The sequence below is a fragment of the Patulibacter brassicae genome (assembly GCF_033949425.1).
In the GTDB taxonomy this organism is placed as follows: domain Bacteria; phylum Actinomycetota; class Thermoleophilia; order Solirubrobacterales; family Solirubrobacteraceae; genus Patulibacter; species Patulibacter brassicae.
Map to the genome: position 1 here is coordinate 301,265 of NZ_JAXAVX010000002.1, position 22,860 is coordinate 324,124.

A 22,860-nucleotide genomic window follows, 5' to 3' on the forward strand; every position below is an offset into this window, starting at 1 on the left:
GACGTAGCCTCGGGGGCGTGAGCGCTCCGTCCCCCGAGCCCGACGACGACGCCGCGCCGTCGCTGCCGGCCCCGCGCGACGCGGACGCGCCGGCGCTGCGGGCGTCGGACCTCGAGCGGGAGCGGTGCGCCGAGCTCCTGCGCGAGGCCACGGGAGAGGGGCGCCTGACGCTCGAGGAGCTCGACGAGCGCCTCACGGCCGCGTTCGCGGCCCGCCACCGCGTCGAGCTCGAGCGGCTCGTCGCCGACGTCCTCGTGCCCCGTGGGCCCGACGCCGCGCATCCGCTCGACGCGCCGCCGTCGACCCACAGCCCGCTGCCCGTCCGTCCGGGGTACGGGATCGACCATCAGCGCGTCTGGGCGGTGATGGGCGGCAGCGAGCGCTCCGGCCGCTGGCGCGTGCCGCGGCGGCTGGGGATGGTGAACGTCATGGGCGGCGGGACGCTCGACCTGACCGAGGCCGAGCTCTCGTCGAACATCGTCGAGATCACCGTCGTCTCGATCATGGGTGGCGCCGACATCCTCATCCCCGAGGGGGTGAACCTCGAGGTCGCCGAGACGTCGGTCATGGGTGGCAACGAGGTCCACCCGCCCGGCGTGGCGGCCCCGGCCGGCGCGCCGACGATCCGCTTGCGGCTCGTGTCGATCATGGGCGGCAACGAGGTCCGCCGCCGGCGGGAGCGCTCGCGCGAGCGCCGCCGCCAGCTCGGCGCCTGACCGCCGGGCGAACGGGCGTTCCCGGGTCGTGCAAGGGATCTTGCGCGCCGTCCGCGCGGGCCGCTGCAAGCGACGCTGCGGCGCGAGGAGACGGCCGGCTCGTGGCGAACCAGCCGGTCGTGAGCAGCTCGACGACGACCTTCCCGCGCGGCGCCCGCCCGGGCGAGCGCCGTCCCGGAACCGCGCGTCCCGAGGTGACGCTCGCGTGGGGGCGGATCGGGCGGATCGCGCTCGTGATCGTGCTCCTCGTGCTCGCGTCGAGCTACGTCCGGCCGCTGCTGGACTGGGTCAGCGCGAACGGCCAGGCGGCCCAGCAGGAGCAGCGCCTCGCGGAGCTCACCGCGACGCAGAAGCGGCTCGAGGCGCGCAAGCGCGAGCTGCTCACCGCGCGCGGCATGGTCGCGCAGGCCCAGGAGCTGGGCATGGTCAAGCCCGGCCAGCGGCTCTACTGGGTCCGCGGCCTGCCGAAGGACTGACGCCCCGGCGTCGGAGGCCGCCGCGCCGCGCGCGGACGGCGGCCCTGGGCGTTCGTGGTGCGGCGACGGGAGGTCGCCGCACCACGGACGACGCCCGCCGGACCGGCGCGGCGCGCCGTCCCCGCCGCGGCGACGGGACCCGGCCGGACGGTCGCTACGCTCGGTCGGTGCGCACGACGCTGGCGATCGAGCAGTGGCGGGCCGGCGACCGGTTCGTCGAGCGCCTGGACGAGCCGACGCTCCGCCGCGTGCAGCCGGTGCTCGAGGCGACCTACGCCGAGCTGCGCCGCCGGCTCGGCAGCGCGTTCACCGTCGACGAGCTCGTGGAGCTCTACGAGGCCGGTGGCGGGTGGGCGCTGGACCTCGCCTCGCGGCTCGCGCCCGAGCACCCCGAGACGTGGGACGCCCGGATCGTCGACGCGGCGTTCCACCAGTACCTGCGTCAGGCGCAGGACTGGGGCGGCGGGCGCTTCCTGGCGCTCGATCGCGGCGACGAGGACTGACGCTCCGCGCGGCGCGCGAGACGGGGGCGTGGCCGTCGCGGCGACCGCGTCTCACGCTGCGTGAGAAAGCGCGGCGGCCGGCCGCTCGGCCCCCTACGCTCGCCCTCGACGCACGACGGACGGGGAGGCAGGACCACCAGCCGGTGGTCGCGCCGCTCGAGACCGCGCCACGGCGGACGCCCCTCGGGGCACCGCCGAGGGACGGTCGCGACCCCATCCGCCGGTCACGGCGTCGCCATCCGGAATCCCCCCTTCCAGGAAGTCACCTCATGCACAGGAAGCTCGCGCTCGCCGGCGTCGCCGGCGCGCTCCTCGGCACCTCGCTGATCGCCGCCCCCGCCTCGCAGGCAGCCGCCCGCGACGGGGTCTGCAACGCGGGCGAGTTCTGCCTCTACTTCAACAGCAACCACAAGGGCTCGGTCTCGGACTTCAAGACCTCGATCAGCAACTACGGCGACCGCCAGCCCACCTGCTACGAATTCCGCGGCCGGGGCAACGGTCGCGGGAAGTGCGTGAAGAACGAGGCGGCGTCGGTCTGGAACCGCACGTCGAAGCCCGTCACGGTGTTCTTCAACAGCGGCTACCAGGGCGCCAGCCAGCGGATCCCGGCCCGCGGCAAGGTCAACCTCAACGCGACGCTGAAGAACCAGAACGCCTCGCACCGCATCGGCGGCGGCGGTGGCGGCACCGGCGGCGGTGGCGGTGGCGGCAGCACGACCGGCAAGCGCAAGATGACGACGGTGCTCTACGGCGGGGCCGGCGGCACGCTGACGGCGGGCTTCGACGGCTACCGGAACACGCCGGGCCGCCACGAGGGCATCGACTTCGCGAAGGGCTTCGGCGTCCCGGTCCACGCGCTCGTCGCCGGTGAGGTCACGAACGTCGTGATCGGCGCGACCCGCAGCCTGTCGACGATCGCGATCTACAACCGCAAGCTCAACAAGACGGTGATCTACCTGCACACGGCGCCGACGATCCGGAAGGGCGCGACGGTGAAGGTCGGCCAGAAGATCGCGACGGAGTCCAACCGCGCCGGTGGCGCGACCCACACGCACGTCGAGATGCGTCCGGGGCGTCAGACGAACGCGTCCAAGAGCGTCGACGATCCGAAGCTCGACAACCCGAACCCCACGACGTTCTGGCAGGGGCTCGGCTACATCATCGGGTGAGCCGCGGGTTCCGTCCGGCTGGTCGCGCGGCGGCCGGTCGGACGGGCCGGGGCCCGGCGGCGGCGCGTCGACGCGCCGCCGCGGGTCCTACTCCTCGTCGTCGCCGGCGGACTCGCCGGCGCGGCGGATGACGATCTGGTCGGCCTCGACGACGACCTCGACCGGGCGGTGGCCGGCCCAGTGCTCGGCGTAGACCGCGGCGTCGGCGACGGCGGGGTCCAGCCAGAGGCCGTAGCCCTCGTCGCCGTGATCGAAGGTCGCCTCGAGCGTGACGGCGTCGCCGGCGCCCGCACCGCGACGACGGCGGCGACCACCACGACGGCGGCGCTTGGGCTTGTCGTCGCCCTCGGCCTCGTCGTCCTCCTCGGCGTCCTCGCCGGCGGCGGCGCGCGCGGCGGCCTTCTCGGCCTCCTCGGCGGCCTTGCGCTCCTCCTCGGCCTTGCGCTGCGCCTCGGCGGCCTCGAGCTCGGCGGCGATCTGCGCGTCGTCCTCAGCCCGGAGGTCGACCTCCTCCGGCGCGACGACGGCCAGCGGGTCGTCCGGCGAGGCGGCCGTGAGGTCGTTCTCCGCCTTGAAGGACGCGATCTGCTGACCGGTGACCTCGAGCTGGTGCGCGATCCAGGCGTCGGTGCGACCCTGGCGCACCCACGTGCGGATCTGGTTCAGGTGGGGGCGGAGCGAGCGGCGAGCCATGGTACGCAGGCCAATCTAGCGTCCCCTCGGGCTGCGGCGCGGTGCGCCGCACGCCACGCGGCGCGCACGGGGGACCCCCGGCCGCTACGCGAAGACGATGCTCAGGACGCGGAACATGACGAGCGTCACGAGCACCGCGGTGCCGACGAGGACCGAGAACAGGAGGAGGTAGCGCAGCAGCCGGCGGCGCTTGACGTGGTCGAACTGGCGCTCGGCCGCTCGCCGCTGCGCCTCGCGCAGGGCGCGCTCGCGCTCGCGCTTGGCCAGCTCGGTCTCCCGCGCGAGCCGCCGCTCGAGCTCGTCCATGGAACCACGCGCGCCTCGTCGGGGCCCCGTCATCGGCGGGAGCGTAGAGCATCCGGGCAGGCGCCCCACAGCCCGCGCCGCGCCGCGCGGGCGCGGGCCTCGAGCGCGCGCAGCCGCGGCGCATCGGCCCCGTTGGGCGCGATGACGAGCGTGCGCGCGGCGCCCTCGGCGACGAGCCGCTCGCTCGTCGTGCGGCGCCAGCCGACCGGGCGGACCGCCGCGAGCACGCGGCCGTAGCGGTCCACGCGCTCGCGGTCGAAGCGCAGCACGACGACCCGGCCGAGGACCCAGGCGCGGTTGCGCCGGGCCGCGGCGGGGCCGAAGCAGCCGACCGGCTCGCGGGGGTGGACCGACTCGGGCGCGTCGGCGCCGAGGTACCGCACCGTGGCCTCGGGAGCGGTCGCGCCGACCGGGCGCACCCGCACGGTGTCGCCGTCCAGGACCGCGGTCACGCGGGCACGCGCGCCCGGGCGCGCGAGGACGGCGAGCGCCGCGGGGGACCCGCCGCCGGCGGCGCCGGTGGGCGCCGGGCGCGGAGGCCCCGGGGCGGCCAGCCAGCCGCCCACCGCCGCGGCGAGGAGCAGCGCGGGGAGGGGCGGGGCGGCGGCCGGCGAGCGCACCCCGCCGGTCCTAGCGCCGCGCGCGGCGCGGTCCCCGCCACGACGCGGGTCCGGGGCAGGACCGGCGGCGACCCGGTGCGGGGCGTGACGCCATCGTCGCGACGGGACGCCGCGGCGGCGGGGCGGGCCGGCCGGGCGGCCGCTCGCGGACCGGGCGCGCTCCCGCTCGCGGGGCATCGGATACCATCCGGCCCCCTCCGGCCGGGGTCCTCCCGTCCTCCGAGTCTCGAGTCCGCATCCCGAAGGAGCCCGCATGGCTGTCCAGACCGCTTCGTCCATCGATCGGGTCACCGAGCTGCTCGGCGACGAGGCCGACTCCCTGCTCGGGCACCGCTCGACGACCATCGACGCGTCGCAGCTGCACCTGCCGGGCCCGGACTTCGTCGACCGCGTCGTCGCGCAGACGGATCGCTCGCCGCAGGTCCTCGTGAACCTCCAGCGGATCTTCGACAGCGGGCGCCTCGGCGGCACGGGCTACGTCTCGATCCTCCCCGTCGACCAGGGCATCGAGCACTCGGGCGCCGCGTCGTTCGCGCCGAACCCGGCGTACTTCGACCCGGCGAACATCGTCGAGCTCGCGATCGAGGGCGGCACGAACGCCGTCGCCTCGACCCTCGGCGTCCTCGGCGCCGTCTCGCGCAAGTACGCGCACAAGATCCCGTTCGTGGTGAAGCTCAACCACAACGAGTTCCTCTCGCTGCCGGAGACCTACGACCAGATCTCCTTCTCGTCCGTCCAGCGCGCGGCCGAGCTCGGCGCCGCCGCCGTCGGCGCGACGATCTACTTCGGCTCGCCGGAGTCCAACCGCCAGATCGTCGAGATCGCCCGCGCGTTCGAGGAGGCCCACCGCCTCGGCCTCGCGACGATCCTCTGGTGCTACCTGCGCAACTCGGCCTTCAAGGTCGACGGCGTCGACTACCACACGGCCGCCGACCTCACCGGCCAGGCGAACCACCTCGGCGTCACGATCGAGGCCGACATCATCAAGCAGAAGCTGCCCGAGCTGAACGGCGGCTTCAACGCGATCAAGGTCGGCAAGACGCACAAGCTCGTCTACGAGCAGCTCACGAGCGATCACCCGATCGACCTCACCCGCTACCAGCTGGCGAACTGCTACATGGGCCGCTCGCCGCTCATCAACTCCGGCGGCGCCTCGTCGGGCGAGAGCGACTTGGCCGAGGCCGTGAAGACGGCGGTCATCAACAAGCGGGCCGGCGGCGCCGGCCTCATCTCCGGCCGCAAGGCCTTCCAGCGCCCGCTCGCCGAGGGCGTGGCGCTGCTGCACGCGATCCAGGACGTGTACCTGGATCCGCAGATCACGATCGCCTGATCGGGTCCGCGACCGAGCGGCGGCGCGCCGAACGCGCGCCCCGCTCCTCGTCCCCCGCCGCGGCCCGTCCGGGCGCGTGGCGACACCGGGGGCGACAGCCGCGCCGCACGGGGGGCCGGTCCGCCTACAATCGGTGTGATGCCGGGCGCCGCCGAGCTCTTCACCGCGTGCCGCAGCTGCGGGCAGCAGGTGTCGACGTTCGTCACCGAGTGCCCGTACTGCGGCGCTCGCCTGCGCCGCCGCGCGCCGCGGCTCGAGCGGCGCGACGGCGACCTCGAGGCGCTGCTGCGCGCGCCGACCGTCGAGCCGGACCGCCAGCTCGACGACGACGTCGTCGTCCCGCTGAAGCGGCGGCGCAAGGTCAAGGCACCGCGTGCCGCGAAGGCGCCGAGGCCCTCGCGGTCGCGCGGCGGGCGCGCGTCGTCGGCCGACCGCCGCGCGTGGGTGACGATCGTGATCGTCCTCCTGTCGCTCGTCGGCATCCCGGCCGCGCGCGCCGTGTCCGTCGGCGACCTGTTCCTCTTCGCCGGCCCCGGGGGGTCGGAGCCGTGGACGTACGCCACGGCGGCGCTCTCGTACTCCGGCGTCTGGCACGGCATCGGCGTGCTCACGACGCTCGGCGTCTTCGGCTGGCTCTGGGAGCGGCGCGCGGGGCTGCTCGGCAGCGTCGTCGTGCTGCTGACGTTCCTCGTGGCGGGTGTCGGGGGCCTGGCGCTCGCGGCGTCGGCCGGCGGCACGGACTTCTACGCGGGCGGCGGGGGCGCCGCGACCGCGCTGGCGATGGCGTGGATCGTCGCCGAGCTGCGGGCGCGCCAGCGCAACGAGTCGATCGACGGCGACCTGCTCGGCGCCACGACGCTGCTGGGCCTCACGCTCGTGACCTGCGCGGTCTCCGCGGCGGGGGCGCCGGTGGCGGCGGCGATCGGCGTGCCGCTCGGCGCGTTGCTCGGGCTCGCGCTCTCCGCCGCGCGGCGCTGATCCCGCGGCCGCGCGGCCTGCCCGCGCGCCCGGCGCAGCGGGTTCGTATGCTGGCCGCAGTGCCCGACGCCCCGTACTCCGCGCAGCAGGTCGACGCCGCCGTCCAGGCGATCAGCGACCCCGAGCGGCTGCGACGCGCCGAGCAGGTCGTCACCCACGCGGCGCCCGGGCTGCAGCGGATCATCGACGAGGCGCTGCACGACGGCGGCTGGTTCAGCCAGGGCCACGAGCAGCAGGTCGCGCAGGCGGCCGCCGAGCCGGATCTGCACGCCCGCGTGGGACGGCTGCAGCAGCTGCTCGCCGACGAGTCGCGCCTCGCGATGCTCGTCGGCGTGACCGTCGGCTTCGAGCTGCACCGCGAGCTCGAGGCCCAGGCCCGCCCGACCCCCGAACCCGGTGAGGAGACCCCCGAGCCATGACCACGCTGACGTTCCTCGGCCAGTCCGCCGTCCTGCTGGAGGCCGACGGCACCACGGTGCTCGTCGACCCCTTCCTGAGCGGCAACCCGAAGGCGAGCACGAGCCCGGACGACGTCGCGCCCGACGTCATCCTGCTGACCCACGGGCACGGCGATCACTACGGCGACGTGGTGCCGATCGCGAAGCGCACCGGAGCGAAGGTCGTGGCGATCGTCGAGATCGCCAACGAGCTCGCCGACCAGGGCATCGAGGACGTCGCCGATCCGAACCTCGGCGGCACGGTGACCTTCGACGGCGGCTGGGCGCGGTACGTGCCGGCGTGGCACACGAGCACGACGCCGAGCGGCACCGTCGCCACGCCGGCGGGGATCGTCATCCACCTCGGCGGCAAGACGATCTACCACCTCGGCGACACGGCGCTCTTCAGCGACCTCGCGCTGCCGGGCCGGCGCGACCGCCTCGACGCGGCGCTCGTGCCGATCGGGGGCCATTACACGATGGACCGCCACGACGCCGTCGAGGCGGCGCGCCTCGTCGGTGCCCCGGTCGTCGTCCCGGTCCACTACGACACGTTCCCGCCGATCGAGACCGACGCCGAGGCCTACAAGCGCGACGTCGAGGACGCCGGCATCGCGCGCGTCGAGGTGCTCGCCCCGGGCGCGAGCCTCGAGGTCTGAGCCGTGGCGACCGCGATCGTCCTCGTCCAGGCCGACCGCCGGGCCCTCGGGGACCTCGGCGAGCGGCTCGCCGAGACCGACGGGGTCGGCGAGGCGTACTCGGTGACCGGGGACTGGGACTTCGTCGCGATCGTCCGCGTCCCCCAGCACGAGCAGCTCGCCGAGGTCGTCACCGGCCGGATCTCGCGGCTCGAGGGCGTCGAGCGCACGCAGACGCTCGTGGCGTTCGAGGCGTTCAGCCGTCACGACCTCGACGCGCTGTTCGACGTCGGCGGCTGACCGCCCGGCCCCGCGCCGGGCTCCCACGGGACCGAGGCCACCGCGGGGGGTACCCGCTACCCTCGCCCGGTGCCGATCGCCCGCGCCGACCTCGGACCCTCCGCCGTGGACCTCCTCGGCCCCTGGGCGCGACGGGTCGGCCGGCGACGGTGGACGGTCGTCGGGGTCCTCGTCGCGGCCGTCGCGGTGGCCGCCGTCGCCTTCGCGCTCAGCCGCTCGGGCGACGAGCAGCTCGTCGTCCGCGGCCCGCTGACCTTCAACACGCGGATCGACGACCGCGTCACGCGCGAGCCGGCGCAGCCCGGCGAGCTGCTGCGGCTCGCGGTCGCCGCCCGCTACGCGCGCGGCGCCGACGGCGAGCGCACGCTCTCCCGCGGCGCCGAGGAGCTCGTCTACCGCGACGGCGGACCGGCGCCGAGCCGCCCGGAGCCGGCCGGCGCGCCGATCGCCCAGCTCGCGATCCGGATGGTGGGCGTCATGCGGCGCGTCCGGGCCGAGCTGGGACCCGACGCGCGGTTCCAGCTGCGCGGCGAGGGCCGCGTGAAGATCGGCAAGGACAACGCCGGCTGGCTCGCCCGCTACCAGTTCCGGCGCGGCGGTCGCACGTGGTTCGGCGTGCGCGTCCTGCTCATGCCCGACGTCGCGGGAACCCGCTCGCGGGTGCTCGACCTGTCGCTGCGGTCGCAGAGCTCGCCGGTGGTGCCGAACATCCGCCTCGCCGGCTCCAACGGCCCGATGCGGACGCCGTTCTACGGCGTGGCGTTCGGGACCGAGGCGCCGTAGGCGGCACCCGGCGCGCCGCCGTCCGGCTCAGGGCGCCGGGGTGCCGGCGACCGTCGTGACGGTCATCGGGCCGGCGGCCCCCGGGGTGGGGGCCGGCGGCGCCGGCGTGGCGGTCGACGGCGCCGGCGCCTTCGGGGCCGGGGCCTTCGGCGTCGTCGTGCCGGCGGGCGGCGCACCCGTGGTCGGCGTGCCGGTCGCGGTCGGCGGCGTCGCCGGCAGCGTCACGGTCTGGGAGCCGCTGTCGACCGGCGGCGCCGTCGTGGTCGTCGTCGGCGACGACGGCGCGGCGGCCGGCGGGACGGGGGTCGCGGGCGCCGTCGTGGCGGCGGGCGGCACCGGCGTGACGGCGGTCGTCGTGCGGCGGGGGCGCGCGTCGGTGGTGGTCGTCGTGCGCTCGGTCGTCGCCGCGGGCACGGCGGCCGCGGCGCGCTCGGGCGGCGCGCTCGGGGTCGGGGCCACGCGGACCTCCGGCGGCGCGGCCGGCGCGGCCTCGTGCGCCTCGGCGAGCAGCGCCTGCGGCTGGCCGGTCGCCACGGACTGGTTGCGCGCGTGATCGACCTCGACCGCGCCGGCGGTGAAGATCGCCGCGGCGGCGAGCCCGGCGGCGGTCTTCGTCGCGATCGTCGAGACGCCCGTCGTGATGAGGCCGCCGGCGACCGAGCTCGCCGCCGCGCCCGAGACGGCCGCGCCGCCGGAGGCGCCGGCGCCCGCGGTGGCGTGGGCGAGGAGCTTCTTCACGACGACGAGGGGGCCGAGCGGGAACAGCGCCTGCATCGCGCGGTTGTTCGCCTTGAGGTGCGTCTGGAAGGTCGCGCAGCGCTCGCACTCCTTCAGGTGGCGCCGGACCGGCGGGCTCACGCGCTTCAGCGACTCCGAGACCTCGCCGAGCTCCTCGCGGACCTCCTCGCAGGTGAGGTTGCGCGCCTCGGACGCCTCGGCGAGCGCGACGCGGGCCCGGACGAGCAGCGACTTGACGCTGGGCACCGTGGTGTCCATCGCCTCGGCGATCTGGTCGTAGGAGAGCGCGTCGATCTCGCGCAGCAGCAGCGCGGTGCGCTGGGTCTCCGGCAGGGCGCGCACGTCGCCGAGCAGCTCGCGGAACTCCTCGCGCTTGTGCGCGGTGTCGGCCGCCGAGGTGCCGTTGTCCGCGATCCGGTCGTCGAGCGTGTCGACGCCGATCGGCTGGATCTTGCGCAGGTGGTTCAGGCACCGGTTGCGGGCGATCCGGTAGAGCCATGGCCGGACGTTGATCGCGCGGTCGTCGCCGAGGATCGCGTTGAAGGCGTTCGCGAAGACCTCCTGCAGGACGTCCTCGGCGTCCTCGCGGCTGGAGAGCATGTGCCGGCAGAACGCCAGCAGCCGCGACTGGTAGCGCTGCACCAGGACCTCGTAGGCCGCCTGGTTGCCGCGACGGGTGAGCGTCACGAGCCGCTCGTCGCTCTGCAGGCGCAGGAGCGTCGAGGGGCCGCGGAGGCTCGGGGCGGTGTCGAGGGCGGAGACTTCCACGGTGACCTGGGGGAGCGGGGCGCGGCGCATCGTCCGAGGCGCCGGCTCCACCATGGTGAACCCCGAACCTGAAGAGGAGTTGCGGTTCTCATCCGCTCCTCATCCGGAGACCGGGGGCGCGGGTCCGCCGGACGGCCGTATCCTGCGGCGGGCATGGGCCGGGACGCGAGGATCGACGTGCGCCTCCAGCCGCGGGGCGGGCGGGACGGGATCCTCGGCTGGCGCGGCGATCGGCTGCTCGTGCGGGTGGCGGCCCCGCCGGTCGACGGCCGCGCGAACATGGCGCTGTGCCGGCTGCTGGCGCGCGAGCTCGGCGTCTCGCGCGGCGCGGTGCGGCTCGCGCTCGGGCTCACGAGTCGGGACAAGACGGTCGAGGTCGCGGGCCTCGGCGAGGCGGAGCTGCTCGCGCGCCTGCCGCCGCGCGACGGCTGACGGACGGCGATCCGCCACGTTCGCGGCCGATCGAACGCGAGTTCGATTCGGGGGCCCCACGGGCCGCTCGGCCTGGGAGAATCCGTGCCGTGCCGCGGCGCCCCCTGCACGAGCTCCACCGCCGCCTCGGGTCGCGCTACCCGCGGCTCGCGGTGCTGCTCGTGATCGCCCAGGGGCACGCGGTCGTCGCGATCGCGATCGGGGTCCTGGCCCGCTACGTCTCGCTCTCGACGGGGGAGTGGCTGGCGCTCTTGGCGGTGACCCAGGGGTTCACGCTCGTGGAGAATCTCGTCGTCACGCGGGTCGCCTGGCGCGAGCTGCGCGCCGTCGGCGCGTGGCACGCCCAGCCGGAGGACCCCGGCCGGGCGATCGTCGCGTGGCGGGCCGTCACCCGGCTGCCGCTGCGCCTCGTGGGCGCCGACGCGGCGCTGCGCACCGTCGGCTGGGCGGTGCTGACCATCCTCATCATCTGCCTCGTCGCCGGGTTGCCCGCGGTGCCCAGCGGCCTCGCGCTCGGGCTCGCCGGCACCGTCGTGCTCTCCGGGGGCGTGCTCATCCGCTACCTCGAGCTCGAGCTCGTGCTGCGGCCCGTCGTCGAGGCGCTCGCGCCCCAGCTGCCCGACGACGCGTACCTCGACCAGACGCTGTCGCTCCGGTGGCGGATCCTCGTCGCGGTCCCGCTGATCACGGTCGTCGCGGGCGGGATCGTCGCCGGCTTCAGCGCGGACGACACGAGCCTGCCGAGCTTCGGCCTCGGCGTGGCGGTCGCGCTGCTCGTGAGCGGCACGATCGCCCTCGGGCTCGCCGCGCTGCTCGCGCGGAGCGTCGTGGCGCCGCTGCGCGCGCTGCAGGAGACGACGGAGGCCGTCGCCACCGGCGACCTCGACCAGCGTGCGCCGGTCCTCGCCGGCGACGAGGTCGGACGGCTCGCGCGCTCGTTCAACATCGCCCTCGAGGGGCTGCGCGAGCGGGAGCGCCTACACGAGGCGCTCGACGCCTACGTCGACCCGGTCGTGGCCGAGCGGCTGCTCGACGAGGGGCCGCGGCTCGAGGGCGAGCTGCGCGAGGTCACCGTCGCGTTCATCGACATCCGCGGCTTCACGGCGTTCGCCGAGCAGGCCAGCGCCCAGGACGTCTTCGCGCTGCTCAACGAGTTCTACGGGATCGTCGTGCCGGTCATCGAGCGCTACGGCGGCAGCGCCAACCAGTTCCAGGGCGACGGCCTGCTCGCGGTCTTCGGCGCGCCGGTCGCGCTCGCCGACCACGCCGACGCGGCGGTGACGGCCTCGATCGAGGTCGCGCGCGTCGTGCGGCAGCGGTTCGGGCGCCGGCTGCAGGTCGGCATCGGGGTCAACAGCGGGCCGGTCGTCGCCGGCACGCTCGGCGGCGGCAACCGCGTGACGTTCACGGTCATCGGCGACGCCGTGAACACCGCCAGCCGCGTCGAGGCGATCACCCGGCAGACCGGTGACGTGGTGCTCTTCACCGAGGAGACCCGCCGGCGGCTGCGCCGCGACCACGGCACCGTCTCGGGCCGGCCGCCCGCGCCCGTGCGGGGCAAGCGCACCCCGGTGCGCCTCCACGCGCCGCTGCTCGCCGGCCGGGTCGAGGACCCGCTGCCGGAGATCGAGGGGCAGCTCGGTCGCCTGGCGGCGGAGCGCCGAGCGGCGGGCGCCCCCGAGCCCGGCGAGGCCGAGCACGCCGCGGCGGCCGCGGCGAGCGACGCGCCGGGGACGGCCGTCGCCGACGGGCGCGCGGACGCCGCCGGCGAGCGGGCGCCCGTCGACGACGCGGGCGCTACCAGTCGCCGGTGATCACGGCGATCAGCGCGCCTTCGAGGATGTCCTGCTCGGACACCTCGCAGCGCCGGACGTCGAAGGCCCGCAGGGCGGTCGCCAGCAGGACGCAGCCCGCGACGATCGTCGGCGCGCGGTCGGGGTGCAGCCCCGGCACCGTCCGGCGCTCGGCCTCGGTCATCTGGGCGAGGCGCGCGAGCTGCTCCTCGATCTCGGCGAGCGTCAGCGGGTAGCCGTGGACCCGCGTGGGGTCGTAGGGCTCGAGCTCCTGCGCGATCGCCGCGCACGACGTCGCGGTCCCGGCGACCCCGATGACGGTGCCGACGCGGGCCCGGACGTCCTCGGGCACCGCCGCGGTGAGGATCGCCCGGACGTCGTCGCCCATCGCCGTCAGCTCCTCGTGCTCCGGCGGGTCGTGGTGGACGTGGCGCTCGCTCTGGCGCACGACGCCGGCCTGCAGCGAGACGCGGAAGTCCAGCGCGCCGGCGCGCCCGACGGCGATCTCCGTCGAGCCGCCCCCGACGTCGACGACCGCCACCGGGCGGCCGTCGTCGGGCCGCCCGCTCGTCGCGCCCTGGAAGGTGAGCTGCGCCTCCCGCTCGCCGGGGATCGTCCGCGCGTCGATCCCGAAGCGGTCGCGCACCGTCGCCAGCAGCGCGGCGCCGTCCTCCGCGTCGCGCACCGCGCTCGTCAGCACGCCGACGGTCCGCTCGACCTCGTGCCGGTCGAGGAGCTCCCGGATCACGACGAGCTCGTCGACCACGCGGTCGACCGCCGCCGGATCCAGGCGGCCGGTCCGCTCGACCCCGTGCCCGAGGCGCGTGACGGTCGCCCGGCGCGCGAGCTCGTGGATCCGCCCCTCGTCGTCGAGGTCCGCGATGAGCAGGCGGGTGGAGTTCGAGCCGAGGTCGACGGCGGCCAGGCGCATGCGCGCCAGGCTATCCCGCCGGCCGCGCGTCCCCGGGCGATCCACCCGGCCGCGGGCCCCCGGCGGGCCCGTGCCCGCCGCGTCCCGGGACGGTCCGCCGGCGACGCTCCGGGGGCGGTCGCGGCGGGGCCGCGCACCGGCTCGCTGGCGCGCCGTCGGGGGCGCTGGGAGGATCCGGCGATGGCGACGCTCTACACGTGCAACCAACGGGACCGGGCCGCGGCGGTGCACCCGTGCGGCAAGGCGGCCAAGGCGCTGCGAGACGCGGGCCACGCGTTCGAGATCGAGACGGTCGGCGGCTACAAGGCGCTCGGCTTCACCCGCCGCGGCAAGCGCGACCGGATCCGCGAGCTGACCGGCCAGGAGGACGTCCCGGTCTTCGTCGACGACGACGGCGGCGTCGTCCACGGGACGAAGACGATCGTCGCCTGGGCGAAGGCGCACCCCGCGGCCTGAGGGCCGAAGACCCGGGCTCGCCGGCCGCACCGCCCGCCCCGCCCTCCGTGACTCGAGTCGTTTGGGACTGGGATTCGGGGTCTGGGTGACGCGCGTCGTCCCGGTACGGCGGGCCGCGGGGGGCGGATCGGACGCTCTATCCGGATAACGTGTCCGGCCATGAGCGGCGTCGCCATGCCCGAGCAGGGGACCGTCCGGGCCAACGGGCTGACGTTCGGCACGCTGACCTGGTCGCCGACGGGCCCGGACGCGGATCGCGCGCCGCTGGCGCTGCTCCTGCACGGCTATCCCGACTCGGCGTGGACCTGGCGGCACGTCGCGCCGCGACTCGCGGCGGCGGGGTGGCGGGTCGTCGCCCCGTGGTCCCGGGGGTACGCCCCGACCGACCTCGCTCCGAACGACCGCTACCGCGCCGCGGACCTCGGCGACGACGCGATCGCGCTGCACGCCGCCCTCGGCGGTGACGAGCGCGGGGTCCTCGTCGGGCACGACTGGGGGGCCATCGCGTCCTGGGCCGTCGCGGCGCGCCCGGCCCAGCCGTTCGCCCGGATCGTCGCGATGTCGGTGCCGCCGCCGCTCGCGCTGCTCACCGTCTGGCGTCGACCCGCGACCTGGGGCACCGGGGCCCGGCAGCTCGGGATGAGCTGGTACATGGCCTACAACCAGCTGCCGGTCGAGCGGACCCTCGGCCGGGTGATCCCGCGCCTGTGGCGCGCGTGGTCGCCGGGGCTCGACGGTCGCGACGAGGCGCAGCGGGCGCTGCTGGCGCTCGCGGGCCCCGGGCGTCGCCGCGCGGCGCTGCAGTACTACCGCGACAACCTCCGGGGCGGTGGGGCGCTGGCGCTCTTCGGGCTGCGCCCGGCGGTCCCGGTGCTGACGCTGCACGGCGAGCAGGACGGCTGCCTGCAGCCCGAGATGGCCGACGTCGCCGAGCCCCTGCTGGCGCCCGGAAGCCGCAGCGAGCGCGTCCCGGGCGCGGGGCACTTCCTGCCGCTCGAGCGCCCCGAGGACGTGGCGAGCCGGATCCTCGCCTGGATCGGGCGATCGGTCGCGTGAGCCCCCGCGAGGGCACCGACGGCCCGGCCGGGGGGATGCGTCCGTCGCCTTCGCCCGCTAGCCTGCTACCCCGGGTAGGAATGGCCAGGCCTCCGCGTCCCTCATCGCTCCCGAAGACCGCGCGCTCGGCGCGGAAGGCGGTCGTCAAGGCCGCCGGTCGCGCCACCGGGCGTGCTTCGGAGCGGCCGCGCGCCGCGCACCTCGGCCCCGAGCGCCGTCGGCCGATGATCCTCGACGCGGCGTTCGAGGTCTTCCTCGAGCGGGGCTACGAGGGTGCGTCGATGGAGGCGATCGCTCGGCGCGTCGGCGTCTCCAAGCCGGTGGTCTACTCGAGCTTCCCGAGCAAGGAGGCGCTCTTCGGCGAGCTCCTGCGGCGCGAGGAGCAGCGGATCCTCAAGGCGATCACCGGGTCGCTGCCCGAGAAGCTCGACACGGACCTGCAGCCGGTCATCGTCGACGCGCTCGGCGCCTTCCTCGAGGCCGTGCGCGAGGCGCCGGCCGCCTTCCAGGTCGTGTTCCTCGGGGCCGGCGGCACCGACGCCGCCATCAATCGGCGCGTGCAGCGCGGCCGGCAGGCGCAGACCGACGCGATCGCCGCGCTCGTCGAGGCCTGGCTCGTGGAGCAGCGCGTCCCGGACGCCGAGCGCCAGGGTCGGCTGCTCGGCTTCCTGCTCGCCGGCCTCGCCGAGGCCGCCGCCCGCGCGCTGCTCGCCGAGCCGGAGCGGTGGACGCCGCACGAGCTCGCCGAGCAGGTCGCCCGGCTGGTCCTGCAGGGCCAGGGCGGCATCGTCGTCCCGCGCTGAGGCGCGCGCCGCGACGGTCCCCACGACGCCTGCGCCGACCCCGGTGAGCGGCGACGCGCCGCGTCCGCGCGCGACGGGCCGGGGCGCGATCGCCGCGCGACGGGGCCGGGCCGGCGCACCCTCTAGGCTCGCGCCGTGCACGAGCGAACGTCGTCGAGCGGACCAGCGATCGCCGTCCGCGGTCTCGAGCGGGCCTTCAAGGGCGGCATCAAGGCCGTCGACGGGCTCGACCTCGCGGTCGACGAGGGCGAGATCTACGGCTTCCTCGGTCCGAACGGCGCCGGCAAGACGACGACCGTCCGGATCCTCGTGACGCTGCTGCGGCCGACCGGGGGCGAGGCACGGGTGGCCGGTCACGACGTGGTGGCCGAGTCCGACGCCGTGCGGCGCTCGATCGGCGTCGCCCTGCAGGAGGCCGCGATCGACCCGCTGATGACGGGGACCGAGCTCCTGCGGATGCAGGGCGCGCTGCACGGCATGCGCGGCGCCGAGGCGCGCGGCCGCGCGACCGAGCTGCTGGAGCGCGTCGGGCTGACCGACGCCGGTGGGCGGCGCGTGGGGGAGTACTCCGGCGGCATGCGCCGGCGGCTGGACCTCGCGATGGCCCTCGTGCACCGGCCGCGCGTCCTCTTCCTCGACGAGCCGACGACCGGCCTGGACCCGACGAGCCGCTCCGCGCTGTGGCGCGAGGTCCGCGGCCTCAACGGCGACGGCACGACGGTCTTCCTCACGACGCAATACCTCGAGGAGGCCGAGCAGCTCGCCGGACGCGTCGGGATCATCGCCGGCGGCTCGCTCGTCGCGGAGGGCACCCCGGACGAGCTGAAGGCGCGCGTCGGCGAGCCGACGCTGCACGTCGACCTCGCCGAGGGCGCCGACCTGCCGGCCGCGCGCGCGGCGCTCGCGGCGATCGGGCCCCTGGTGGCGTGCGAGGAGGGCTCGCGGGTGGCGATCCGCGCGGCGCAGGGCAAGGCGACCGTGCCCGCCGCGGTGCGGGCGCTCGACGAGGCGGGGATCGCCGTCGAGTCGCTCGAGGTCGAGAGCCCGACGCTCGACGACGTCTTCGCGGCCGTCACCGGGTCGACGCTTGAGGGCGCCGCGCAGGCCGCGGCCGACGCCGACCCGGCCGCGCAGGGAGCGCCGGCGTGATCGGGGGCGCTGCGCGCGAGTCGCGGGTCGTCGGCGCACTGGGACGGCGGGGACTGAGCGTCCAGTTCCGCCGGGCGCAGCTGCTCATGCCGACGTTCGTGCTGCCGCTGCTCGTGCTCGCGGTGATCGCGTCGGGGACGCGGGCGGGGCGCGACCTCGAGGCGTTCCCGGAGGTGTCGTCGTTCCTCGGCTTCGTCGTCCCCGGCACGCTCCTGCAGGGGGCGCTGCTCGCCGGGCTGACGAGCGGCATCGCGATCGCCTCCGACATCGAGAGCGGGTTCTTCGATCGCCTGCTCGCCGCCCCCGTGCGCCGCTCGAGCCTCGTGCTCGGCCGGCTGGCGGGGACGCTCGGGCTCGCCGTCCTGCAGGCCGCGTGGTTCCTGCTGATCGCGCTCGTGTTCGGGGCCCACTACGACGGGGGCGTCCTCGGGGCGCTCGGCGCCGCGGGCCTCGCCTCGATCGCCGCGATCGGGATCGGCGGGCTGGCGTGCGCGATCGCGATCCGGACCGGCTCGATGAGCCTCATGCAGTCGATCTTCCCGTTCGTCTTCGTGTTCCTCTTCACCGCGCCGGCGTTCTTCCCGCGCGACCTGCTGACTCCGACGCTCCACGACGTCTCGGCGTTCAACCCGCTGACGTACGTCGTGGAGGGCGCGCGGGGCCTGCTGCAGGGCGACACCGCGCTCGGGGATCCGTGGCTCGGCCTGCTGGCCGCGGTGGCGCTCGCCGCCGGCGCGACGCTGCTGGCGATCCTCGCCCTCGCCGACCGGGCGCGGCGCTCGTGAGCGCGCCGTCCGTCACCGACCGCCGCGCGCGGGAGCAGCGGTCGTGAGCGCCCGCACGACGACGCCGGCCGCGCCGGTGGCCTGGGCGCTGTGGATCCGCTCGCTCGGCGAGGTGACGCGCGTGCGCGGCGCGATCTTCGGCTCCTCGCTGGCGCCGCTGATCTTCCTGCTCGGCACGAGTGGCCAGTTCGGCCGGCTCGTCGGCCTGCCGGAGTTCCCCACGGACTCCTACCTGTCGTGGGTCGTGCCGCTCTGCTGCCTGCAGGGCGCGGGCTTCGCGGGCGCGGCGGCGGGCGCGAACCTCGCCCGCGACATCGAGCAGGGGTGGTTCGACCGGCTGCTCGTGGCCCCGGTGGCGCGGCCCCTGCTCGTGCTCGGTCCCGTCCTCGGGGCGATCACGCGGGCGCTCATCCCCGTGACGCTCGTCCTCGTCGTCGGCGTGGCGATCGGCGCGGAGGTCACCGGTGGGGTGCTCGGCGTGGTGCTGCTGTACCTCGCGTCGGTCGGCTTCTGCGCGGTGGCGGCGATGTGGGGGATCGCGATGGCGGTGATCTTCCGCACCCAGCAGGCCGGGCCGCTGATGCAGATGGGCGTCTTCCTCGGCGTGTTCCTCTCGACGGCCTACACGCCCCAGCCGCTGCTGACCGGCTGGCTCGAGCACGTCGCCCGGATCAACCCGGTGTCCCACGTCCTGGAGCTCGGCCGGCAGGCGACGGTGTCGGGGATCGACCTGAGCCTCGCCCACACCTGGCCCGGGCTCGTGTCGCTGGCGGGGATGACCGTCGGCTTCGGCGCGCTGGCGCTCGTAGGCCTGCGGCGCATGGGTCGCTGAGGTCCGCCGGGTCTCGCGTTCGCCTCGGCCCGGGTTCCCGGTGCGCCCCGCGCTGCCTGGGGTCGGCGCCGGGGCGAGCGGCGGGGCCGTCCGACCGGCGCTGCGGACGGCCGCCGCCTCGCGTGTCGGCTGAGCCCCGGCCCCCGGGGCTGGGACGACACGCCAGGCGGTGACGGGTGCCGTCCTTCGGTACGCGCGGTGGTGGTGCGGGCCCTCCGGAGGCGGGAGCGACGATGGGACGGAGGCGCCCGATCCGTCCCACGCCGCCGTAGGCTGTGCGCCGATGGCACCCACGACGACCCACACCCCGCAGGCGCTGCTCGCGGCGGCCGCCGCCGGCGACCCCGTCGAGCTCGAGGCCGTGCTGACCGTGTTCGACGCGCTGCCGGCGGTCGACGTCGAGGCGATGATCGGCGAGTGGGACGGCACGATCGTCCGGACCGGCCACCGCGGCGAGGGTCGCTTGGCGCAGCTCGGCTGGGTCGGCAAGACCTTCCGCGCACCCGACGACGTCGACCCGATCGTCGGCCACGACGCGGCAGGCGAGCGGGTCGCGAGCCCGGTCCTCGGCGCCGCGTCGCTGCGTCGCGTCGCGTACCGCGGCATCACGACCGCGACGATGATCTACGACCACCACCCGATCCTCGACCACTTCCGCGCGATCGACGCCGACACCGTCCTGGGCCTCATGGACGCCAAGGGCGACGACGAGCCGCTGGCCTTCCTCCTGCGGCGCGTCTGAGGCCCGATCCGACGGACCCGCCGAACGCGTCGGCCGCACGGCATCAGCGCGCGCGACGCGCTATCGTTCCCAGTCCGCCGCGGGGTGGAGCAGTCAGGTAGCTCGTCGGGCTCATAACCCGAAGGTCGCAGGTTCGAATCCTGCCCCCGCTACCTCGGAACTAGTGACCAGAAGGCCCTCCTCACGGAGGGCCTTCTCGTTCTCCAAGGCCGTCGCGATCTGGTCGCTGATGGTGGCGGAGATCTCGATCCGGCCGCCGGGCTTGTCGACGAGGATCTGGACGTCGAAGGCGTCGAGGGTCTGGCGCTGGACCTCGATCGGCGCGTCGCGGTAGGACTGGGTGAGGTCGGGGATCCGTCGCAGCCGGTCGGCGAGGTCGTCCTCGCGTTGGTCGAGGTCGTGGGGGGCGAGGTCGTGCAGCGCGGCTTGGGCGGTGTCGCGGTCGCTGCGTAGCTCGGCGATGCGTGCGGCGACGAGGTCCGGTTCGATGCCGGCTTCCAGGGCCTGGATCTGGGCCTTGATGCGGCGGTCGAGGTCGGTGAGCTGCTCGCGCAGGCGCTTGGCGGCGCGTTGTTGGTGGGTCTGGCGTCCGTGCTGCTCGGCGGCGAGTTGCTTCTGCAGGCGCTCCACGCGCAGCGGCCCGAAGATGCGTTGGGCGAGCGGTGTCGTGCTCGCGACGCCCGACGCGGTGCTCGTCCCGCTGGTCGACGAGGAGCCCGACCTCGTCGCCGGGATCGTCGAGCGTCAAGCGCGAGCGTGGAGTGGGCCGAACGTCGACGCGCTCGTGGATGCCTTCGGTCGGGCTGGCGCACCGCAGTTCGCTGCTCGGCTGCGGCGGAGCACCGGACCGTAGGGACGCGACCTCAGCCGGCCAGCGGGAGGGGGCGGCGTCCCGTCACGTTGAGGGCTTCGACCTGCCGCACGCGGTCACCATCCCGAACGAAGCGGGCCGGCGACTCGACCTAAGGTGACATCGAGATCTGCCTGCTCATCGACCTGATCTGAGCGCGGATCGGGTATCGATTCGATTGTGGCTTGCGATTCTCGATGCGCCGTCGACGGCGACGCGGACGCGTCCAGGACCGCCGATTGAGTCCTCAAGCTACGTCGAGGCGGGCGGGATCGGCCAGTCGAGGGCGGCCATCGCCCACCTGCTTGCGGTTCCGGACAAAGCAAACCGCTCTTCGAGCGCCGCCGACATCCACGCGTGCCCTTGTGCCGAAAGTTCCACCGCCGGCTGCTGACGGTACGCCCGCCGCGGCTCCGTGTTCCCTCCGCCGATCGCATTGTGCTGGGTGACGCGAAAGGAATCAGGACCCAGGTCGCTCATCAGTGCGTTCAGCGAAGCGCCGCCGCCGAGCGCGCCGTCCAAGAGCTGAACGTTGTGGACCCGGATGTACCGAGACCATTGCTCTCGCCACGGACGCTCGGCGATGTCCGTCGGGGAAGCATCATCGCGCCCCGGGACGTACGCCATTCCGATCGCCCTACCGAAGACGACGATGTCGTCCGGGTCTCGAACAAGGCGAGATAGGAACATCGTGTCGCCGTTGCGAACGCTGACCGGCCGCCGTTTGGCTGGGTACGTACACGACCAATGGCACCCCGACCTCCGGACCTCGTCTAGCACCGGAGTCGCACGACTTTCGCGATTAGTTCCTTCGCCGAAGAACTTGACCCAGGCCCGGGGACTTTCAGCGAAGATTGGCGGCGAGGAGTTGTCGCCCCCTGCTGCAACGTCGTCGGAGGCAATGGAAGATCCGAAGTCTGGGAGCGGGGAACGGAGGTCTGGCGGCGCACCTTGTGCCCAGACCCTTTCAATCGTCGCTTCCCATGCGTCGATCTGATCGAACGAGAGGTCTTCTCCTCCACCGTTCCACAGCGACTCGAAATACGAGGAACACGCTTGAACGAACGATGGATCTCGTGATGCCACGCCGAGCTCTCGATTACGGCTTAGGCCCGCCTCTGTGAGGTTCGCTGACGTGACAACGGCGAACGTGGGGGTCGGGAGGTAGAGCTTCGTATGCAAACCGCGAACGCCCCGGATTCGGGCCCCAGCTTCGCGAAGTACGCGCAGCGCCGTCAGGTCGCTCACCCCTGAAGCGAAGTCCACAAGGCTGAATCGGGTGATCACCCGTATCTCGGCAGGGAGCCCCGACTTCAGCAATCGACGCGCGGCGCTCGTCTTGATGAACGGGGAGACGACTCGTACGTTCGAACGGTCAGCCTTCAGCGGAGAAGTGAGCACTTCGGCCCACCCGCGATCGAGCAACTCGTAGTCCATGCGGGCACGTTCGCAACCGCCGGCCGAATGCACAACTGGTCGATGAGGCCGCGTTCGATCTCGGCTTCCGCGACGCGTTCGTCGAGGCCGAGCCACTCGAACAGGTAGGGGCTCTTGGAGAGCTCGCGGGCGAGGTCGGATCCGGGTGCCGGCAGGGTGCGGTCGAAGTTCGCCAGCGCTTGGCCTTGGCGGAGGTGCAGGTGCCCTTCGATCTGGTAGACGAAGACGTCGCGGGACCAGCCGTTCTCGGCGGCGTTCTCGCCGTACCAGCGGTGGAGCTGCGGGTCGTCGAGCTTGTCCAGCAGCGCGATGTGGTGGGTCCAGGAGACTTGTGCAACGCGGCCTTGCACGAATGGCTCGTCGGGCCAGGTGGCGGCGAGCTGGCGCATGTGCGTCTGCCTGCGGCGGAGGCGCCGCGGATGCCCGGCTTGCCGGCACGGGTCCTGTCTTCACCGGCGCTCGCTTCGCGCCATCTGGACGCGTGCCCTTGACTGCCGAGCGGCAGCCGGCCACAATTGTGGCTATGAGCGTGGAGCCGCTGCGGAGCGTGCGGGATCATCTCTCTGAGGTGGTCGACCGTGTCGAGCGTCATCACGAGCGGGTCACGATCACCCGCAACGGTCATGAGGCGGCGGTGATCGTCAGTCCGGAGGATCTGGCGCAGCTGGAGGAGACGGTCTCGGTGCTGACCGACCCCGGGGCGATGGCCGACGTTCGCGAGGCGGATGCGGCCTACGCTCGTGGTGACGTCGTGCGGGGCGTCGACGCGGTTCGCGCGTTGCGGCGTTGAGCGCGGGGGAGGAGTACGCCCTTGTTCTGACGCCCCCGGCCCGGCGGGCGCTGGCCGACGAGCTGCCGGAGGCGGTCGCTGGTGCGGTGATCGATCTGCTCACGACCGCGCTGGTGCGCGAGCCACGGCGGGTCGGCAAGCCGTTGCGTGGCCAGCTCGAGGGCGTGTGGTCGGCGCGGCGTGGGACGTACCGGGTCCTCTACCGGATCGTGGAAGAGCCTCGTGAGGTCGTCGTGCTGCGGATCGAGCATCGGCGCGACGTGTACCGGCCGCGCTGAACCGGCGGGTGGCTCGCGGCCTCGCACCGGCCGCGTCTCATGTCGTCGAAACCGGCTCGCGTTTGGGTGCC

Annotated in this window: 30 protein-coding genes and 1 tRNA gene; 24 read left to right on the forward strand and 7 right to left on the reverse strand. The window is 74.8% G+C overall.

Going from position 1 to position 22,860, the window contains the following annotated elements; all coding sequences use genetic code 11:
• The first annotated feature begins 17 nt into the window (after positions 1 to 17).
• The 4 genes from SK069_RS06455 (at position 18) to SK069_RS06470 (ending at position 2,864) form a co-directional block, all read left to right on the forward strand.
• Positions 18 to 716: a DUF1707 SHOCT-like domain-containing protein gene (locus SK069_RS06455; protein ID WP_319953374.1), complete on the forward strand. Its 699-nt coding sequence runs from the start codon at positions 18 to 20 to the stop codon at positions 714 to 716.
• A gap of 119 nt (positions 717 to 835) precedes the next feature.
• The gene (locus tag SK069_RS06460) at positions 836 to 1,192 is read left to right on the forward strand and encodes an FtsB family cell division protein (protein WP_319953375.1); all 357 of its coding nucleotides are present in this window, start codon (positions 836 to 838) and stop codon (positions 1,190 to 1,192) included.
• Positions 1,193 to 1,359: 167 nt separating this feature from the next.
• A complete protein-coding gene (locus SK069_RS06465; protein ID WP_319953376.1) occupies positions 1,360 to 1,695 on the forward strand; it encodes a hypothetical protein in 336 nt (111 codons plus the stop codon).
• Positions 1,696 to 1,964: 269 nt separating this feature from the next.
• Positions 1,965 to 2,864, forward strand: a complete 900-nt coding sequence (locus SK069_RS06470) for a peptidase inhibitor family I36 protein (protein WP_319953377.1) — start codon at positions 1,965 to 1,967, stop codon at positions 2,862 to 2,864.
• 87 nt (positions 2,865 to 2,951) lie between these two features.
• Here the strand turns inward: SK069_RS06470 and SK069_RS06475 are convergent, their stop codons facing one another.
• From SK069_RS06475 to SK069_RS06485, 3 genes are all read right to left on the reverse strand, one after another.
• Positions 2,952 to 3,557 (reverse strand): hypothetical protein, encoded by a 606-nt coding sequence (locus tag SK069_RS06475; protein WP_319953378.1) that lies wholly within the window; start codon positions 3,555 to 3,557, stop codon positions 2,952 to 2,954.
• An 84-nt stretch (positions 3,558 to 3,641) separates the two neighbouring features.
• Positions 3,642 to 3,863, reverse strand: a complete 222-nt coding sequence (locus tag SK069_RS06480) for a hypothetical protein (protein ID WP_319953379.1) — start codon at positions 3,861 to 3,863, stop codon at positions 3,642 to 3,644.
• Between the two features lie 29 nt (positions 3,864 to 3,892).
• Complete coding sequence (locus tag SK069_RS06485) at positions 3,893 to 4,483, reverse strand: thermonuclease family protein (protein WP_319953380.1); 591 nt, start codon at positions 4,481 to 4,483, stop codon at positions 3,893 to 3,895.
• Between the two features lie 253 nt (positions 4,484 to 4,736).
• Here SK069_RS06485 and SK069_RS06490 point away from each other — a divergent pair, with 253 nt between their 5' ends.
• The 6 genes from SK069_RS06490 (at position 4,737) to SK069_RS06515 (ending at position 8,949) form a co-directional block, all read left to right on the forward strand.
• Complete coding sequence (locus tag SK069_RS06490; RefSeq protein ID WP_319953381.1) at positions 4,737 to 5,813, forward strand: class I fructose-bisphosphate aldolase; 1,077 nt, start codon at positions 4,737 to 4,739, stop codon at positions 5,811 to 5,813.
• Between the two features lie 138 nt (positions 5,814 to 5,951).
• Complete coding sequence (locus SK069_RS06495) at positions 5,952 to 6,791, forward strand: rhomboid family intramembrane serine protease (RefSeq protein ID WP_319953382.1); 840 nt, start codon at positions 5,952 to 5,954, stop codon at positions 6,789 to 6,791.
• A gap of 59 nt (positions 6,792 to 6,850) precedes the next feature.
• Complete coding sequence (locus SK069_RS06500; RefSeq protein WP_319953383.1) at positions 6,851 to 7,210, forward strand: hypothetical protein; 360 nt, start codon at positions 6,851 to 6,853, stop codon at positions 7,208 to 7,210.
• Positions 7,207 to 7,887 (forward strand): metal-dependent hydrolase, encoded by a 681-nt coding sequence (locus tag SK069_RS06505; RefSeq protein ID WP_319953384.1) that lies wholly within the window; start codon positions 7,207 to 7,209, stop codon positions 7,885 to 7,887. Before SK069_RS06500 ends, SK069_RS06505 begins: the two co-directional genes overlap by 4 nt.
• A gap of 3 nt (positions 7,888 to 7,890) precedes the next feature.
• Positions 7,891 to 8,166: an Lrp/AsnC family transcriptional regulator gene (locus SK069_RS06510; RefSeq protein ID WP_319953385.1), complete on the forward strand. Its 276-nt coding sequence runs from the start codon at positions 7,891 to 7,893 to the stop codon at positions 8,164 to 8,166.
• Positions 8,167 to 8,235: 69 nt separating this feature from the next.
• Positions 8,236 to 8,949 carry a hypothetical protein gene (locus SK069_RS06515; RefSeq protein ID WP_319953386.1) on the forward strand — a complete coding sequence of 238 codons (714 nt, stop codon included), beginning with the start codon at positions 8,236 to 8,238 and terminating at the stop codon, positions 8,947 to 8,949.
• A gap of 27 nt (positions 8,950 to 8,976) precedes the next feature.
• Here the strand turns inward: SK069_RS06515 and SK069_RS06520 are convergent, their stop codons facing one another.
• Positions 8,977 to 10,455, reverse strand: a complete 1,479-nt coding sequence (locus SK069_RS06520; protein WP_319953387.1) for an RNA polymerase sigma factor — start codon at positions 10,453 to 10,455, stop codon at positions 8,977 to 8,979.
• 153 nt (positions 10,456 to 10,608) lie between these two features.
• Here SK069_RS06520 and SK069_RS06525 point away from each other — a divergent pair, with 153 nt between their 5' ends.
• Positions 10,609 to 10,887 (forward strand): DUF167 domain-containing protein, encoded by a 279-nt coding sequence (locus SK069_RS06525; RefSeq protein WP_319953388.1) that lies wholly within the window; start codon positions 10,609 to 10,611, stop codon positions 10,885 to 10,887.
• Positions 10,888 to 10,976: 89 nt separating this feature from the next.
• Positions 10,977 to 12,701, forward strand: a complete 1,725-nt coding sequence (locus tag SK069_RS06530; RefSeq protein ID WP_319953389.1) for an adenylate/guanylate cyclase domain-containing protein — start codon at positions 10,977 to 10,979, stop codon at positions 12,699 to 12,701.
• Here the strand turns inward: SK069_RS06530 and SK069_RS06535 are convergent.
• Positions 12,685 to 13,611, reverse strand: a complete 927-nt coding sequence (locus SK069_RS06535; RefSeq protein WP_319953390.1) for a Ppx/GppA phosphatase family protein — start codon at positions 13,609 to 13,611, stop codon at positions 12,685 to 12,687. The two genes, SK069_RS06530 and SK069_RS06535, sit on opposite strands and share 17 nt — an antisense overlap.
• A gap of 180 nt (positions 13,612 to 13,791) precedes the next feature.
• Between SK069_RS06535 and SK069_RS06540 the strand changes: the two genes are divergently transcribed.
• The 10 genes from SK069_RS06540 to SK069_RS06585 all read left to right on the forward strand — a co-directional run bounded on the left by SK069_RS06540 (position 13,792) and on the right by SK069_RS06585 (position 20,287).
• Positions 13,792 to 14,067, forward strand: a complete 276-nt coding sequence (locus SK069_RS06540; protein WP_319953391.1) for a glutathione S-transferase N-terminal domain-containing protein — start codon at positions 13,792 to 13,794, stop codon at positions 14,065 to 14,067.
• Positions 14,068 to 14,226: 159 nt separating this feature from the next.
• The gene (locus SK069_RS06545; protein WP_319953392.1) at positions 14,227 to 15,123 is read left to right on the forward strand and encodes an alpha/beta fold hydrolase; all 897 of its coding nucleotides are present in this window, start codon (positions 14,227 to 14,229) and stop codon (positions 15,121 to 15,123) included.
• A 224-nt stretch (positions 15,124 to 15,347) separates the two neighbouring features.
• Positions 15,348 to 15,926: a TetR/AcrR family transcriptional regulator gene (locus tag SK069_RS06550; RefSeq protein WP_319953393.1), complete on the forward strand. Its 579-nt coding sequence runs from the start codon at positions 15,348 to 15,350 to the stop codon at positions 15,924 to 15,926.
• A gap of 135 nt (positions 15,927 to 16,061) precedes the next feature.
• Positions 16,062 to 17,075: an ATP-binding cassette domain-containing protein gene (locus tag SK069_RS06555; RefSeq protein ID WP_319953394.1), complete on the forward strand. Its 1,014-nt coding sequence runs from the start codon at positions 16,062 to 16,064 to the stop codon at positions 17,073 to 17,075.
• Entirely contained in the window at positions 17,072 to 17,860 is a 789-nt protein-coding gene (locus tag SK069_RS06560) for an ABC transporter permease (RefSeq protein WP_319953395.1), read from the forward strand. The genes SK069_RS06555 and SK069_RS06560 overlap by 4 nt, the downstream gene beginning before the upstream one ends.
• A gap of 43 nt (positions 17,861 to 17,903) precedes the next feature.
• Positions 17,904 to 18,692, forward strand: a complete 789-nt coding sequence (locus tag SK069_RS06565; RefSeq protein WP_319953396.1) for an ABC transporter permease — start codon at positions 17,904 to 17,906, stop codon at positions 18,690 to 18,692.
• A 283-nt stretch (positions 18,693 to 18,975) separates the two neighbouring features.
• A complete protein-coding gene (locus SK069_RS06570; protein WP_319953397.1) occupies positions 18,976 to 19,434 on the forward strand; it encodes a DUF4334 domain-containing protein in 459 nt (152 codons plus the stop codon).
• 78 nt (positions 19,435 to 19,512) lie between these two features.
• A tRNA-Met gene (locus tag SK069_RS06575) sits at positions 19,513 to 19,586 on the forward strand.
• Positions 19,587 to 19,597: 11 nt separating this feature from the next.
• A complete protein-coding gene (locus SK069_RS06580; RefSeq protein ID WP_319953398.1) occupies positions 19,598 to 19,768 on the forward strand; it encodes a hypothetical protein in 171 nt (56 codons plus the stop codon).
• Between the two features lie 333 nt (positions 19,769 to 20,101).
• The gene (locus SK069_RS06585; RefSeq protein WP_319953399.1) at positions 20,102 to 20,287 is read left to right on the forward strand and encodes a hypothetical protein; all 186 of its coding nucleotides are present in this window, start codon (positions 20,102 to 20,104) and stop codon (positions 20,285 to 20,287) included.
• Between the two features lie 249 nt (positions 20,288 to 20,536).
• Here the strand turns inward: SK069_RS06585 and SK069_RS06590 are convergent, their stop codons facing one another.
• Positions 20,537 to 21,721: a phospholipase D family protein gene (locus SK069_RS06590; RefSeq protein ID WP_319953400.1), complete on the reverse strand. Its 1,185-nt coding sequence runs from the start codon at positions 21,719 to 21,721 to the stop codon at positions 20,537 to 20,539.
• Positions 21,667 to 22,110 (reverse strand): DUF1016 N-terminal domain-containing protein, encoded by a 444-nt coding sequence (locus SK069_RS06595; protein WP_319953401.1) that lies wholly within the window; start codon positions 22,108 to 22,110, stop codon positions 21,667 to 21,669. Before SK069_RS06595 ends, SK069_RS06590 begins: the two co-directional genes overlap by 55 nt.
• 134 nt (positions 22,111 to 22,244) lie before the next feature.
• Between SK069_RS06595 and SK069_RS06600 the strand changes: the two genes are divergently transcribed.
• Both SK069_RS06600 and SK069_RS06605 read left to right on the forward strand, forming a co-directional pair.
• A complete protein-coding gene (locus SK069_RS06600) occupies positions 22,245 to 22,511 on the forward strand; it encodes a type II toxin-antitoxin system Phd/YefM family antitoxin (RefSeq protein ID WP_319953402.1) in 267 nt (88 codons plus the stop codon).
• Complete coding sequence (locus SK069_RS06605) at positions 22,508 to 22,789, forward strand: type II toxin-antitoxin system RelE family toxin (RefSeq protein WP_319953403.1); 282 nt, start codon at positions 22,508 to 22,510, stop codon at positions 22,787 to 22,789. The genes SK069_RS06600 and SK069_RS06605 overlap by 4 nt, the downstream gene beginning before the upstream one ends.
• Positions 22,790 to 22,860: the final 71 nt, after the last annotated feature.

Coding starts and splice junctions, on each gene's coding strand:
- SK069_RS06470 (WP_319953377.1), top strand. CDS start 1,965: ATGCACAGGAAGCTCGCGCTCGCCGGCGTCGCCGGCGCGCTCCTCGGC.
- SK069_RS06475 (WP_319953378.1), bottom strand. CDS start 3,557: ATGGCTCGCCGCTCGCTCCGCCCCCACCTGAACCAGATCCGCACGTGG.
- SK069_RS06480 (WP_319953379.1), bottom strand. CDS start 3,863: ATGGACGAGCTCGAGCGGCGGCTCGCGCGGGAGACCGAGCTGGCCAAG.
- SK069_RS06490 (WP_319953381.1), top strand. CDS start 4,737: ATGGCTGTCCAGACCGCTTCGTCCATCGATCGGGTCACCGAGCTGCTC.
- SK069_RS06495 (WP_319953382.1), top strand. CDS start 5,952: ATGCCGGGCGCCGCCGAGCTCTTCACCGCGTGCCGCAGCTGCGGGCAG.
- SK069_RS06505 (WP_319953384.1), top strand. CDS start 7,207: ATGACCACGCTGACGTTCCTCGGCCAGTCCGCCGTCCTGCTGGAGGCC.
- SK069_RS06525 (WP_319953388.1), top strand. CDS start 10,609: ATGGGCCGGGACGCGAGGATCGACGTGCGCCTCCAGCCGCGGGGCGGG.
- SK069_RS06535 (WP_319953390.1), bottom strand. CDS start 13,611: ATGCGCCTGGCCGCCGTCGACCTCGGCTCGAACTCCACCCGCCTGCTC.
- SK069_RS06540 (WP_319953391.1), top strand. CDS start 13,792: ATGGCGACGCTCTACACGTGCAACCAACGGGACCGGGCCGCGGCGGTG.
- SK069_RS06545 (WP_319953392.1), top strand. CDS start 14,227: ATGAGCGGCGTCGCCATGCCCGAGCAGGGGACCGTCCGGGCCAACGGG.
- SK069_RS06550 (WP_319953393.1), top strand. CDS start 15,348: ATGATCCTCGACGCGGCGTTCGAGGTCTTCCTCGAGCGGGGCTACGAG.
- SK069_RS06570 (WP_319953397.1), top strand. CDS start 18,976: ATGGCACCCACGACGACCCACACCCCGCAGGCGCTGCTCGCGGCGGCC.
- SK069_RS06590 (WP_319953400.1), bottom strand. CDS start 21,721: ATGGACTACGAGTTGCTCGATCGCGGGTGGGCCGAAGTGCTCACTTCT.
- SK069_RS06595 (WP_319953401.1), bottom strand. CDS start 22,110: ATGCGCCAGCTCGCCGCCACCTGGCCCGACGAGCCATTCGTGCAAGGC.
- SK069_RS06600 (WP_319953402.1), top strand. CDS start 22,245: ATGAGCGTGGAGCCGCTGCGGAGCGTGCGGGATCATCTCTCTGAGGTG.